This window comes from Roseospira visakhapatnamensis (genome assembly GCF_014197915.1).
Lineage (GTDB): Bacteria > Pseudomonadota > Alphaproteobacteria > Rhodospirillales > Rhodospirillaceae > Rhodospira > Rhodospira visakhapatnamensis.
In genome coordinates, this window is record NZ_JACIGK010000001.1 from 41,282 (window position 1) to 55,185 (window position 13,904).

Sequence of the window (13,904 nt, forward strand, 5' to 3'; positions counted from 1 at the left end):
GCGTCAGGCTGAAGCACCCCGAGGGGGGGTGTCGTCTTGAACGCGCCGCCCGCGCCCTGGACTCCTCGGGGCTCGCGCGCCACCGGGTCCGACTCACGGTGGCGGAGACCTCCGCTGTCCGGATCGGCACGCGATGGAGGTTCCTCTCTCGCCTCCAACCCGAATGGAGAGCGGACAACTTACCTCAAAATGGCAACTCTGGAAAGCCTGGGGTTGCCTTTCGCGGCCCGGCGTCATCTTTGTGTGCGTCCCATGCCGCTCCCCCGTCGCCGCCCCAATCCCCCCGCGCGGCCGGCGCATTTTGCCGCCGCCCCGCCGCCGCGACGGGCAAGACTTGCCGGCGCCACGGCGGACCGCGAGCCTCTCCGGGCGCGTCCGCCCTGGCACCGCGCTTGCTTCTGCATCGGGTGACAGAGTCCGCCCGAGCATGAGGCCACCGCCATGTCCGTCACCCCGTTCAACGACCTGCGAAAACTGCGCGAGGCCCGCGCGGCCGATGGCCCGTCGGCCCAGGACCGGCTGCCGGCCGGCCGCCTGACCACTCAGCAGTTCACCCGCCACCTGTCGCACGTGGTGGAAGAGCAGACGCGTCTGGCCATCACCCGCACCGTGGGCGAGGTGGACCCGGGCGAGGTGCTGGACCTGGCGCGGCGCGTGGCCAACCTGCGCGCCCGCTACGTGGCGACGGCGCTCGCCTCGGCCAACGGCAAGGCGCCGCCGACCAAGGCGGAGATCGAGGAAATGCGGTTCATGCGCGAGCGCATCGACGAGATGGACCACGCCTTGTCCACGGTGCGCGAGGCCATCGCCAGCGAGTTGATCACCGTGAAGAACGTGCTGGCGGATTAGAGTCTCCAGACCATCGGGGCGCCCGGAAAACGGGCTCCGGGCCGCGACTCGACCTGGTCGTTGCCGCCCGGGTCGCGGGCGGATCGGGCGCCGTTGAAATCGCGTGGGTCGCGCGGGCCGGGTCTTCCCGTCGGCCCGCGTCCTGGTCTAGGCTGACGGCCGGTTTGGCATCAGTCAGGGGACCGTGCGGTGGACGAAACACGGACGTTGCGGGCGTTGGCGCGGGCCCTGGAGGCGGGCGAGACCACGAGTCGGGCGCTGGTCGAGGCTTGCCTGGACCGTGTCGCCGACCAGGGGGGCGAGGGGCGGCGGATCTACGTCAAGCTGCACGCCGCCGCCGCCCGGGGCGCCGCCGACGGCCTGGACCAGCTGCGCCGCGCCGGCGCCCTGCCCCATCCGCTGGCCGGCATCCCCATCTCCGTCAAGGATCTGTTCGACGAAGCCGGACAGGTCACCCGGGCCGCCAGCCGCGTGCGGGCCGACGCGCCGCCGGCCCCACGCGACGCCACGGCGGTGGCCCGCCTGCGCGCCGCCGGACTGGTGATTCTGGGGCGCACCAACATGACGGAGTTCGCCTACTCCGGCGTCGGCCTCAACCCCCACCACGGCACGCCGCTGAACCCCTGGGACCGGACCACCGGGCGCATTCCGGGGGGGTCCTCGTCGGGCGCGGCGGTGTCGGTGACCGACGGCGTGGCCCACGCCGCCCTGGGCACCGACACCGGCGGCTCCTGCCGCATTCCGGCCGCGCTGTGCGGCATCGTCGGCTTCAAGCCCACCGCCCGACGGGTGCCCACCGAGGGTGTCCTGGCCCTCTCCTTCAGCCTGGACTCGGTGGGGCCGCTGGCGCGCTCGGTGGAGGACTGCGCCCTGCTGGACGCCATCCTGACCGGCGATCCGCTGGCCCCGCCGCCGTGCCTGGGGGACCTGTCGGGCCAGCGCCTCGGCGTGCCCCGGACCCTGGTGCTGGACGACCTGGACGAGGCGGTCGCGGCCGCCTTCGAACGCGCCCTGGACCGGCTGACGGCGGCCGGCGCGCATGTGGTGGACGTACCGCTGTCGGTGCTGGCGCGGCTGCCGGAGATCAACGCCGGCGGCGGAGTGCTGGCGGCCGAGGCGCATGCCATTCATCGCGCGACGCTGGCCCGCGCCGGGGACCAGTACGATCCGCGCGTTCGCGCCCGCATTCTCAAGGGGGCGGCCATGTCGGCCGCCGATCTGGTGGACGTGCAACGCGCCCGCGTCTCCCTGCGCGCCCAGGTGCTGGCCGAGACCGCCGGCCTGGATGCCCTGGTGTTGCCCACCACGCCGATGGTGGCGCCGCCCGTGGACGCCCTGAAGCCCGAGGCCGCCTACACCCACATCAACACGCTGATGCTGCGCAACACATCGATGGTGAACTTCCTGGATGGCTGCGCCATCTCGGTGCCCTGCCATCGCGCCGGCGAGGCCCCCGTGGGGCTGATGCTGGCCGCCGCCGGGGGGCGCGACCGGCGCCTGCTGGCGCTGGCGGCGGCGGTGGAGGCGGTGGTCTCGCCGGCCGCCGAGGCACCGGCCGTGGCCGCCTGATCCCGCCGCCCGTCCCCGAGATCCCCGCTCCGGTTGCCCCGAGGTCTTCATGAAACTCATCCGCTTCGGCCCGCCCGGTCAGGAGTCCCCCGGCCTGATGGACCCCGAGGGCCGGCCCCGCGACCTGTCCGGCCACGTGGACGACATCGCCGGGGACACCCTGTCGCCCGAGGGGCTGGACCGCCTGCGGCGGCTGGACTGGACCCGCCTCGCCCAGGTGCCCGGCGACGTGCGCCTGGGACCGCCCGTGGGCCGGGTGGGCAAGGTGATGGGCATCGGCCTCAACTACGCCGACCACGCCCGCGAGACCGGCGGCGAGGTGCCACCCGAACCCGTGCTGTTCCTGAAGGCCACCAGCGCCATCTGCGGCCCGCACGACACGGTACGCCTGCCGCGAGGATCGACCGCCACCGACTGGGAGGTGGAACTGGGCGTGGTCATCGGCACGCCCGCGAAGTACGTGGCCGAGGCCGACGCGCTGGCGCATGTGGCCGGCTACTGCGTGGTCAACGACGTCTCGGAGCGCGACTACCAGATCAAGCGCGCCGGCCAGTGGACCAAGGGCAAGAGCTGCGACACCTTCTGTCCGCTGGGTCCGTGGCTGGTCACCCGCGACGAGGTCCCCGACCCGCAGGCCCTGCGCCTGTGGCTGGAGGTGGACGGCCGGCGCATGCAGGACGGCAGCACCGCCACCATGGTCTACGGCGTGGCGGTCCTGGTGTCCTACCTGAGCCGGATCATGACCCTGCACCCCGGCGACGTCATCGCCACCGGCACGCCGCCCGGCGTGGGCATGGGCCGGCGGCCGCGCGTCTATCTCACGGACGGCAACGTCATGCGGCTGGGTGTCGAGGGCCTGGGCATTCAGGAGCAGCGCGTGGCCGCCGACCCCGCCGACCCGTGACGGGGCCCCGGACCGCCTCCAGCGACAGCTACAGATAATCCTGCAGGCTGAGCTGGGAGATGCGGGCGTACGCCTGGAACGACATCTGCAGCGCGTTGGCCTCGTCCTGAAGGCGCACGCCGACCTCGATGAGGTTGACGTTCTCGATGTCCGTCTGGCGCGTCTCCAGGAACACCTCGTAGCCCTGGTCCTCCTTGATCGCCCGGTTCAGCGTCACCTGATGCATGCCGATGGTGCGCGCGACGCCCTCCAGGTCGCCCGACTGTTCCTGGGTGAAGGAACTGTCGTGCTCGATGGCGTCGCCCAACAGCCGGAGCGCGTAGTCCAGGCGCCCCAGGTTGTTGGACACGGCGTCGGAGGCCACCGCCGCCTCGTTGTTGGGGGGCGGGTCCAGGGTGAGGGTGGTGCCGTCGTTGCCGGTGATGGTGAAGGTCTGGGCGTTGTTCAGGGCCGTCCCGGGGAAGGTGATGCTGGAGCCGATGGCCAGCCCGTCGAAGGACCCCGCCGTGGCGGCGGTCACCGAACTTGTGCCGTTGGCGAAGGTCAGGGTTCCGGTGGTGCCGGCGGCGGTGGTGGTGTCGGACGCGTCCAGCCCGCCCTGGGCCAGGATGCCGAGAGCGCGGATGGCCTTCTCGAAGCCGGCGGCCTTGGCGTTCAGGCCCAGGTCGATGGTGCGGGTGTCGCTGACCCGGTGTTCGATCACCAGGCTGTCGCCGCCGTAGTAGCTGACGGTCTGCAGGGTGGCGTCGGCGGCGTCGGCGTTCAGGGTGACGGCCTGGGGGCCGGTCAGGCTGGGGGTGATGGTCAGCACGCCGGCGCCGTCGTTGGCGGTGACGGTGAACTGGGTGTCGCCGATGTCCGGATCGTCGAGGCGGATCAGAGTGCCCGGCTGGATGCCGTTGACGCTGGCGGCGGTGGTGGCGGTGATGGTGCTGGGCGGACCGGCGGCGAAGGTCAGTCCGCCGTGTTCGTTGTTGGACAGCGCGATGTCGGGCACGTTGGCCGCCCGGGTCACCGGGAAGGTGATGTTCGCGCCGTCGTAGGTGGCCTGGAAGCTGTTCAGGGTCGTGAAGGCCAGGTCCACGGGCGGCTCGCTCGTGCGGCCGCCGGCGAACAGGTAGCGGCCGTCCAGCTTGGTGTTCAGGTAGTCGGCGACATCCTGCATGGCCGCGAAGGCCCGCACCTGGATGTCCTCCAGGTTGTCGAGCTGTCCCTGGTTGAGCGGGTTGGAGAAGGTCTGGTTGGTCAGCGCCTGCAGTTCGGAGCGCATGGTGCGGATGCGCTTGTCCACGGCATCGGTGGCCGCCGCCATGCTTTCCAGCCGCGTGTTGGCGATGGTGTTGGTCTGGATGAAGCGCTGGGTGCGCGTCTTGTCGTTCTCCAGGGTCACCAGCCGGAAGCTGTCGCCCGAGATGCCGGCGTAGTCCTGCGACTTCTTCTCGGTGTTGAGCTGGACATCCGCCTCGTACAGGCGCTTCTGGATCATCATCATTTGCTGCACCAGGGACCCGCGCTGCGCGAAGGTCCCCACCCGCGTGGCAATGCTCATCATGATCCGGTCTCCCGCTTCGGCTCTCGTGGCGCGTTCTGCGCCGTGGTGGTGTTCGCCGGGTTCATGGCGCGCCCCGGGCGCGTCACACGATGCTGTTGAGGATGTCGAACAGGTCGGCGGTGGTGGAGATCACCTTCGCCGAGGCCGCGTAGCTCTGCTGGTAAACGATCAACTGCGCCATCTCCTCGTCCAGGTTCACGGCGCTGATCTCAGCGTGCTTCAGGCTCAGGGTATCCACCAGCCCCGTCTGGTATTCCTTGCGGCGTTCGTTGGTCGCCGCCTCGGTGCTGTTGCGCGACAGCGTCAGGGTGGCGTACTCGGTCAGCGAGCGTGTCGTGCCGGGCACGCCCCCGGCGGTGTCGAAGGTCACCGCGTCGGCCAGGGCGGCGGCTAGGGCATTGGCCGTGGTGTTGTCGCTGGTGCTGACCGTGTACTCGCCGGTATCGGCATTGTACAGCATGGCCCCGCGCGAGATCAGCGACGGATTGGCCTTGATCTCGTCCTTGATGGCCAGGTCGTTGGCCAGGCCGGCGTTGCCGACCTGAAGGCCCAGGGCATCGATCAGGTCGGTGTTGGCGCCGTTCTGGGTGATGACCATGTCGTCGCCGTCCAGGTGCTTGATGCGCAGCCGCACGCCGCCGTTTTCCTGCACCACCTCGGCTTCCAGGAAGGTGCTGAGGGTGGCGTCGTCGTTGATGGCCTGGGCGATATCGGCGATGGTCTCGGTGCCGTTCAGGGTCAACGAACCGCGAACGAGGGTGGTGGAATCGCTGAAGTTCAGGGTGTCGGTGCCGCTGAACGGGCGCCAGCCCTCGGCCTTGACCCCGGAATCCCACATCCAGTCCTGACGCGAGGCGGTGTAGACGTCGTTGAGGCCGAAAAAGGCCGACAGGCCGGAATGGGTGCTGTCCACCGTGCCGTCGCCATCGGAATCGAACGAGATCAGCGCGTCTTCCTGGGTGGGCGAGGCGGCGCTTGAGTTTTCGTCGCGGAACACCAGGCTGTAGCTGTTGTCGTTCAGGCTGATGTTCATCTTGCCGTCGCTGGTGTAGGACACCGTGGCGCCGGCCAGCACGCCCCCGGCGGCGCCGGTGATCCATCCTTGCAGGTTGGCGGCCACGGCATCCAGGTCCGTCAGGCCCACCCCCATGATGCCGGCGGTCTTGAACGTGCTCTGCTCCACCTGCTTCCCGTCGGCGTCGAAGATGGCGACCACCACGTCGTGGTTGGCATCCAGCGCGACCTGCTGGTTGGCGGTGTCCAGGAAGGTGCGCGTGCCCTGGTACTCCGTGGCCAGATTGGGGAAGCTGGTGCCCCGGTTGTGCACCAGGTTGACGGTGTCGCGCAGCTTCTCGCTCAGTTCGTCCAGCTGCGCCTGATAGCCGGGCAGGATGGTATCCCGCAGGTCCAGCAGCGCCGCCATCTGGCCTTCGCCGAAGTCGTCTGTGATGTCCAGGCCGTCGATGGAGATCGGCTGGATGTCGTTGCCGCCCCGGGACTCCCACGCCCGGAAACTGGACAGGGCGTCGTGGGACAACTGCTTGGCCTCGCGGTCCACGAGGATCGTGCCGCCCTTGGTGTAGACCACCAGTTCGCCGCCGTCGCGGGTGTAGCTGGTGATGTCCATGTAGGCGGTCAGTTCCTTCACGGCCCGCTCGCGCTGGTCCATCAGGTCGACGCCGTCGCCGCCGGTGGCCAGGGCGTAGGCGATCTCCTCGTTCAGGCCCTGGATGTCGGTCAGCAGGGTGTTGACCCGGTCCACCGCCCGTTCCAGGTCCTTGTCGGCGTCCAGGCGGAGGCGCTGCAACAGATCGCCCATGCTGTTGAGCTTCTGGCTCACGTCCTCGGCCCGCTGCACGGTGGTCATGTGCTGTTCGGTCTGGTTCGGCTCCAGGGCCAGAACCTCGACCTGCTCGGCCAGTTCGGAGAGCATGTGGGCGATGGAGGAGTTGTCGGCGGGCTTGCCGAACATGTCCTGCATGCGCTGAAAATAGTCGGCCTTGGCGTTCAGCGCCTCCAGGGTGGCGTTTTCCTGGTTCAGCTCCTCGATCAGGCCGTAGTCGACACGGCGCGTGATCTCGCTGACCTGGACGCCCACGCCCCGGCCCGTCAGGATCCGCGTTTCCTGGTTGAAGATCTTCTTGGTGTAGCCGACGGTGTTGACGTTGGCGATATTGCGCGAGACCAGATCCAACGCTTTCTGGTTGGTCTGCAATCCGCTCAGGGCCGCGCCCAAGGCCAGGTTCAGGCTCATGGTCTTTCCGCCTCGCTCGTCCCCGCCGGCCGGGCGCCTCGCGCGTCACGGCCGGACCGAGGCAATCGGTCCATCCCACTCACAGGGTCTCGTTGAACGACATGGCCAGCGGCGCCTTGGCATGCCCCGGTGGTTCGGGGCGGCCGTCGGCCGCGTAGCCGGGATTCTTCTCCTGCGTCAGTTGCTTGGCCGCCTGGACCATCAGGTCCATCACCTTCTGCGTCCCCTGCATGGTCGCCTTCAGGAGGCTGGCGTTCTCCGCGAGCTGGGCGTCCAGGTAGACGCCCATCTGCCTGACCACCGCGCGCTCGTCCTCCGGCAGGCCGGTCACCACCTCGGGGTCCTTCTGAACCGCCAGCATGCGTTCCCGATACAGCAGCGAGAGCGCCTTCTTGCGGTCGGCCAGCGCCCGCACGCCATCCACGTCGTGGTCCCGCAGGACGGCGTTTTCCTCCACCAGCACCGCCGCCAGTTCGCGGGCGGCGCGCATCACCTCGGCCACCGCGTGGCACGAGGTCACCGTGCCCGTGGGCGGGCGCATCTCCTGGGCCAGCCGCGACGGCGCGATGCCGGTCGAACGCCGGCCCTCCCGCCGAGCGTCGGCGACAGGGGCCTCGCCCGTCTTGCGCGGGGCGCCCCTGGCCGGCGCGACGGCGCGCGGCCCCCCGGACGCCGGCACCGAGGCCCCGGCCGCCCCACCCGGCGCGGGCGGAAGCGATGGACGCGGCCCCGCGCCGCCCCCCGGGGGGGCGACCTCGGAACGCTTCGGAACGGCCTGAGGGGGGGATGCCGCCGGCGGCGGCGCGCTGCCCACCGCCAGCCGGGGCACGCCGGGGCGCGCCGCCGGCCCCTCGCCCGGCGCGGCCACGGGATCGGCCCCGCGCTCGCGGACACCCAGGCGCGGTGGAAGCTTGAGGGTCGGCTTGTCGGCGGTCATGGCTCAGACCTCCTGCTGGGACAGCATGGTGCGCATCACCGCGTCGGCGATGCCGGTGCGGCCACTGGCGGCCATCATCTTTCCGTACTCGTCCACCATCAGCGACCGCCACACCTGCTCGGCGTGTCCGCCGCCGAAGGGAGGGGCCGTCGACAGGCCGCTGAACATCGGCTGCAACATCTGGCCGAGGAAGAAGGCCTCGAAGTCGCGCGCCGCCGCCGCCGCTTGCGACGCATCGCGAAACCGCCGGCCCGCCGTCAGGGGCGCGCCGTCGGCGCGCGCCGTCTCGGTGGCCAGGGCGGCCCGGGTGTGCATGGCGCCGTCGATCATCGTCGTCGTCTCCCCTACATCACCTGGATTTCGGCCTGCAGGGCACCGGCCGCCTTGACCGCCTGCAGGATGGAAATCATGTCGCGCGGCCCCACGCCGAGGGAGTTGAGGGCGTTCACCAGGTCCTGCAAGGTGACGCCGCCATTGACCACGGTGAGGCGGCGGTCCTCGTCCTCGTCCACCTCGATCTCGGTGCGCGGCACCACCACCGTCTCCCCAGCGTTGGAGAACGGCGCCGGCTGCGACACCTGCGGCGTCTCGGTGACGCGGATGGTCAGGTTGCCCTGGGCGATGGCCACGGTGTTGATGCGCACGTTGTCGCCGATGACGATGGTGCCGGTCTGCTCGTCGATGATGACGCGCGCCAGCTGATCGGGCTCCACGCGCAGCTGTTCGATATCGGTCAGCAGGTCCACCACGCCGCCCGCGCGGCCGCGCGGCACCCGCACCAGCACCGTCCCCGGATCCAGCGAGCGGGCCACCGTCGACCCCAGGTAGGTGTTGACGGCGTTGGCGATGCGCCGAGCGGTGGTGAAGTCCGGGTTGCGCAGGCTGATCTTGACCGATTCCATGTTGGCCAGTTCGAACGGCACTTCCTTCTCGATGATGGCGCCGTTGGGAATGCGGCCGCTGGTCGGCACGCCCTTGGTGATGGTCTCGGCCTCGCCCTGGGCGACGAAGCCGCCCACCTGCACCTGGCCCTGTCCCACCGCGTAGACCTCGCCGTCGGCGCCCACCAGGGGGGTGACCAGCAGGGTTCCGCCCAGCAGGTTCTCGGCGGTGCCCAGGGCGCTGATGGTCACGTCCATGCGGCTGCCCTGGCGGGCGAAGGGCGGCAGCGTTCCGGTGACCATCACGGCGGCGGTGTTGTCGGGCGACAGTTCGCCGTCGCGGGTGTTGATGCCCAGGCGCTCCAGCATGCCGATGAGGCTTTCGCGGGTGAACGGGTCGTCGTCCATGTCGTCGCCGGTGCCGTTCAGGCCGACCACCAGCCCGTAGCCCACCAGCAGGTTGTCGCGCACGCCCTCGAAGTCGGCGATGTCCTTGATGCGCGAGGCCGCCTCGGCCGACGGCGCCCCGGCCACCAGCACCAGCGCGAGCACCAGCGCCCATGGCGCGGCCCAGGTGGCCTGGAGGATGCGGACCGGAAGGGCGAACAACGCTGTCATGACCCTGGCCTCATCATACTGTGATGGCATCATACCGTGACGACTCGTGCTGTGACGGTCGCGCTGGACCGGATCGCCCGGATGGCGCGTCACCCCGAAGGGAGACGAGTCCCCGGCGCTCCCCGACCCGGGACCGCGCGCCGAAGACACACCACCACGTCGGGCGATGCGAACACCGTGCCATGCCGGATCGCGGATCAAGCCCTTGTGTTTGCTGAAGGATGCCCCCGCGCCGGCGACCGGGACCCGGCAGAATCCACCGCCGACCCGGCAAGGTCTGCCCAGCGTCGCCGGCGCCGGCGGGCCGCCCCGGGGTGACCCGGCTCAACCCTCGCGCCCCTTGCCACATCAGAAAAATATCGTTTCCAAAGAAGTGATTATTTACTTTTTCTAAAGTCCTGTTTTATCGTTTGGGAGGACCGTCGCGACTCGACCCCGGGGCCATGGCCCGACCCTTGCAGTCCTTGTTCCCACGGTTCGTGGAGCGGTACAGTGAAGGCTGCCGGCCTGCGGACCAGCGGCGACTTGCCAGCGACGACTTGATGGAGCGGATGCACGGCATGACGATGAAGGTCGAAGGCCCTCGCCGCGGCGCGCCCACAGCGTCCCGGTCCCGGGCCGCGCAACGCGATCCGGGCGCCGGCGTCGATTTCGAGCGCGCCTTGCGGGGCTTCCTGGGCGACGGCGGCGCCGCCCGGACGGAGGCGTCCGAGACCAGCCCCGTGGACGCGCCCGCCGCCACCAGCACGCTCGACGGCCTGCTCGCCATTCAGGAGGCCGGCACGGAGCACGATGCCGCCAGCCAGCAACGCCGCCAGACCCGCCTGATGCGCCACGGCGAGGACATGCTGGAGCGCCTGGAGGAAATCCGCCTCGGCCTGCTGCTGGGGGCCATTCCCAAGGAGCGGTTGATGGATCTGGCGCGCCTGGTCCGCACCCGCCGGGAACAGGCGCCGGACCGGCAACTGGACGCCCTGCTGGACGAGATCGAACTCCGGGCCGAGGTGGAACTGGCGAAGCTGGCCCGCGCCAACGCCTGAGACGGCCAACGAACCCTGGGCTTGGTCCAGCCACAAAGGCAACCCTGGGTCTTCTTGGCCCTCCCCCACCCCGGGCGCCCGATCCACCGCAACAACGACCCGTTCGTTTCGGAGCCGGAGTCGGTTTCGCCGCCTTTTCATTGCCATTTTCCAGTCCGTTTCCTTGTCGCGAGGCCGCGCCGCCCCCGACGCCGCGTGCCGTTTCCGGGCTCGGGCGGCCGCGCGCGGCCCCGCGAATCGCGCCTGAACGCTTGCGGGCAGCCGATCTCGCGCCTATAGTCCGGCCATCCTGGGGAGCGCCTGGCACCAGTCTTGCGGTGCGGTGGCAACCATGAAGAAAGGATTGAGGCGGACAATGAGCGTTACGCTGCCGCCGGATTATCGGCCAAGTGAAGACGAAGACTTCATGAATGACGTCCAGCGCGAGTACTTCCGCAGAAAGCTGCTGAAGTGGCGCGGCGAATTGATCAAGGAAGCGGAAGAGACCCTGGAACACCTCCAGCAGGGGGGCCTGCAAGAACCCGACTTGGCGGACCGTGCCTCCGCCGAGATGGATCGTGCTTTGGAGTTGCGCACCCGGGACCGCGCCCGAAAGTTGATTTCCAAGATCGATTCCGCCCTGAAGCGGGTGGAGGACGGGTCCTACGGCTACTGCGAGGTCTCCCACGAGCCCATCAGCCTGCGCCGCCTGGAGGCCCGCCCCATCGCCACCATGACCCTGGAGGCCCAGGAACGGCACGAGCGCATGGAGCGCACCCACCGCACCGACTGACGCCACGGCACGGACACGACCGGTCATCACGGGCCGTGGGGACGAACCGTCCACGTCCGGGGCCGGCGACTCGGTCCGGCCTCGTGGCGGACCGGCGCGGCGCGCGGCCAAAGCCCGATGACGGTCGCGCCCCCGTGCGCTACAGTCCGCGCGAGGGCGGTTCGGGCCAAGCGCGCGACAGCCGTCACACGCAGGACGCAGGAACGCAGGACGCAGGGAGGACGCAGGGGCATGACCGGGGTCATCCACTTGGGCGGCACCGAAGCCGCCGCCATCGAGCATCTGGGCGCCCAGGCGATCCACACGCCCGACCCCGCCGATCAGGCCACGGCCAAGCGCATCGCCGAGATCATGGACGACATGGATCGCATCGACCCGGACAGCTTCGCCGCCGGGCCGGCGCTGATGGCCGCCGACTATTCCAACCGCGTTCTGGCCCATGTCACCGCCTCCGAACTGGACGGCGTGCACGACAAGCTGGTCGAGTTGCAGTTGCTCTATAAGGGGCTCGGCGCCGACCGGCTGCGCAAGGACAACCACGGGGTCCTCAACCGGCTCTGGTTCAGCTTCAACCGGGAGCTGGAGACGTTCCGCCAGCGCTTCGAGAGCGCCAAGACCACGGTCGATCGCGTGGTCGCGCAGCTTGAAATGGACCAGCGCGAAAGCGCCATCGCCATCCAGACCCTGGCCAACATGGGCAAGGAGGTCACCGCCGCCTTCCGCGAACTGGCCCTGCATGTGGAGGCCGGCCAGCGCAAGCTGGAGGACTGGCGCGCCCAGGGACCGGCCAACGCCGGCGCCCCGGTGGCCAACGGCTCCGAGACCGACCAGTTGATGGACGCCATGAAGCAGCGCGAGTGGCAGGAGCGGCTGGACCACTGGGATCGGGTGGTCACCAACCTGACCAAGACGCGCTCGATCATGGGCACGACCATCCCCACCGTCTATCAGACCCTGAAGATGGAACGGGTGGTGATGGAGGAACTGGGCACCGCGCTCACACAGTTCATCCCCGCCATCCGTCAGCAGATCGCGCTGTACGTGCAGCAGGCCCGCCAGGGCCGGCGGCTGGAGAACCTGAAGGCGACGCGCGAGATGACCGACGAGATCATCACGCAGGTGGCCGGGCAGTTGGAAACCAACGCCGAGTTGCTGAACGAGCAGATGCGCGAGGGCGGCGTCTCCACCGACGTGCTGCTCAAGATGATGGACGACGTCGCCGGCTCCATCGAACGCCTGGACCAGCGCGCCAAGGAGGCCATGCAGTATCGCCGGGAAAGCCGGGCGAAGCTTCAGGACGCCACCCGCGCCTTCGCCGACCGCGTCGCCAAGGTCGCCGCCGGCTAGTGCACTGATCCAGACAAAAGATGCAGTCCGCATTCTTTTTGTCTGGATCGAAAGTGCACGAGAAACAATGTCTTGTGCAGCAACGTTTTGCATTCAAGGGGGACTCCCTTGAATGCGTCGCTGCACTAGGGATGTCACTTGAGGCCAAGTCCGCCTCATCGGCCGACCGGCACCGGCCCACGCCCCCACCACGCCCCCCACCGTTGGGCCGGGGCCGGCGATCCCGCCATCGTGGACGCCCGGACGCATCGCTCCGGGACCGTCACGGTTTCCAGGTCCCGGCACGCGCGCTAAGCTGAGGCTCCCGCCCCCCCGCGCGCCCGCGCGCCCCTGGATCGGAGCGTCCCCTCATGAGCAGCACCATCGCCGCCGCCACCGAGCACTATCAGGCCGGGCGCCTGGGCAAGGCCATCGAGACCCTGAACGCCGTCGTCAAGAGCAAGCCCCTGGACCTGGACGCGCGCGGGCTGCTGGCGACGCTGCTGTGCTTCGACGGCAACCTGGAGCGGGCCGACCTGATGCTCGACGTGATCGGCAAGCAGACCCCGGAACTGACCGTCGCCCTGGCGCTGGCCCGGCAGCTGATCCGCGCCGAGACCCACCGGCAGGCCGTGTTCGCCGAGGGCGCGGTGCCCGAACTGCTGCACGAGCCGCCGCCCTGGATGACCGCGCGCCTGAAGGCCGGCGTGGCGCTGCGCGAGGGGGCCGTGGCCGACGCCACCCGCCTGCTGGCCGAGGCCGAGGACGCCCGGCCGGCGGTGGCCGGCACCCTGGACGGCACCGCCTTCGGCGACTGGCGCGACGCCGACGACACCTGCGCGGGCTTCATGGAGGTGCTGACCAGCACCGGCAAGTATTACTGGGTGCCGGCCGAGCGCATCCGCTCCATGGCCTTCCGCGCCCCCAAGCGGCCCCAGGATCTGCTGTGGCGGCAATGCGAGATGACCGTGGAGGACGGCCCCGAGGGCGAGGTCTTCATCCCCGTGCTGTACCCGGGCACCGCCCGCCTGGCCGCCGACCAGGAGGGCCTGAAGCTGGGCCGGGCCACCGACTGGGTCGGCGACGAGGCCACCGGCGCGCCGGTGCGCGGCCTGGGCCAGCGCTGCATGCTGGTGGGCGAGGACCTGGTGCCGGTCATGAGCCTGGGCGAGATGGACTTCACGCCGGCGGCGGCGGCCTGA

Annotated in this window: 12 protein-coding genes; 7 read left to right on the forward strand and 5 right to left on the reverse strand. The window is 69.9% G+C overall.

Annotation, left to right across the window (positions count from 1 at the left end; genetic code table 11):
- Window positions 1-441 precede the first annotated feature (441 nt).
- The 3 genes from GGD89_RS00170 to GGD89_RS00180 all read left to right on the forward strand — a co-directional run bounded on the left by GGD89_RS00170 (window position 442) and on the right by GGD89_RS00180 (window position 3,322).
- Window positions 442-849, forward strand: a complete 408-nt coding sequence (locus GGD89_RS00170) for a hypothetical protein (RefSeq protein ID WP_184042075.1) — start codon at window positions 442-444, stop codon at window positions 847-849.
- Window positions 850-1,038: 189 nt separating this feature from the next.
- The gene (locus GGD89_RS00175) at window positions 1,039-2,418 is read left to right on the forward strand and encodes an amidase (RefSeq protein WP_184042076.1); all 1,380 of its coding nucleotides are present in this window, start codon (window positions 1,039-1,041) and stop codon (window positions 2,416-2,418) included.
- Window positions 2,419-2,467: 49 nt separating this feature from the next.
- On the forward strand, window positions 2,468-3,322 hold the full coding sequence (locus GGD89_RS00180; RefSeq protein WP_184042077.1) for a fumarylacetoacetate hydrolase family protein: 855 nt from the start codon (window positions 2,468-2,470) through the stop codon (window positions 3,320-3,322).
- A 28-nt stretch (window positions 3,323-3,350) separates the two neighbouring features.
- Here the strand turns inward: GGD89_RS00180 and GGD89_RS00185 are convergent, their stop codons facing one another.
- The 5 genes from GGD89_RS00185 to GGD89_RS00205 form a co-directional block, all read right to left on the reverse strand.
- Window positions 3,351-4,874 carry a hypothetical protein gene (locus tag GGD89_RS00185; protein ID WP_184042078.1) on the reverse strand — a complete coding sequence of 508 codons (1,524 nt, stop codon included), beginning with the start codon at window positions 4,872-4,874 and terminating at the stop codon, window positions 3,351-3,353.
- Window positions 4,875-4,956: 82 nt separating this feature from the next.
- Entirely contained in the window at window positions 4,957-7,128 is a 2,172-nt protein-coding gene (gene flgK / locus GGD89_RS00190) for a flagellar hook-associated protein FlgK (protein ID WP_184042079.1), read from the reverse strand.
- Window positions 7,129-7,207: 79 nt separating this feature from the next.
- Window positions 7,208-8,065: a hypothetical protein gene (locus GGD89_RS00195; protein ID WP_184042080.1), complete on the reverse strand. Its 858-nt coding sequence runs from the start codon at window positions 8,063-8,065 to the stop codon at window positions 7,208-7,210.
- A gap of 3 nt (window positions 8,066-8,068) precedes the next feature.
- Complete coding sequence (locus tag GGD89_RS00200; protein ID WP_184042081.1) at window positions 8,069-8,395, reverse strand: rod-binding protein; 327 nt, start codon at window positions 8,393-8,395, stop codon at window positions 8,069-8,071.
- A gap of 14 nt (window positions 8,396-8,409) precedes the next feature.
- Window positions 8,410-9,498, reverse strand: a complete 1,089-nt coding sequence (locus GGD89_RS00205; RefSeq protein ID WP_425503000.1) for a flagellar basal body P-ring protein FlgI — start codon at window positions 9,496-9,498, stop codon at window positions 8,410-8,412.
- A 626-nt stretch (window positions 9,499-10,124) separates the two neighbouring features.
- Between GGD89_RS00205 and GGD89_RS00210 the strand changes: the two genes are divergently transcribed.
- From GGD89_RS00210 to GGD89_RS00225, 4 genes are all read left to right on the forward strand, one after another.
- Window positions 10,125-10,604: a flagellar assembly protein FliX gene (locus GGD89_RS00210; RefSeq protein ID WP_184042083.1), complete on the forward strand. Its 480-nt coding sequence runs from the start codon at window positions 10,125-10,127 to the stop codon at window positions 10,602-10,604.
- 355 nt (window positions 10,605-10,959) lie between these two features.
- A complete protein-coding gene (gene dksA / locus GGD89_RS00215) occupies window positions 10,960-11,376 on the forward strand; it encodes an RNA polymerase-binding protein DksA (RefSeq protein WP_184042084.1) in 417 nt (138 codons plus the stop codon).
- A gap of 231 nt (window positions 11,377-11,607) precedes the next feature.
- Window positions 11,608-12,723, forward strand: a complete 1,116-nt coding sequence (locus tag GGD89_RS00220; RefSeq protein ID WP_184042085.1) for a toxic anion resistance protein — start codon at window positions 11,608-11,610, stop codon at window positions 12,721-12,723.
- Window positions 12,724-13,073: 350 nt separating this feature from the next.
- Window positions 13,074-13,904 (forward strand): type VI secretion system accessory protein TagJ, encoded by an 831-nt coding sequence (locus GGD89_RS00225; protein WP_184042086.1) that lies wholly within the window; start codon window positions 13,074-13,076, stop codon window positions 13,902-13,904.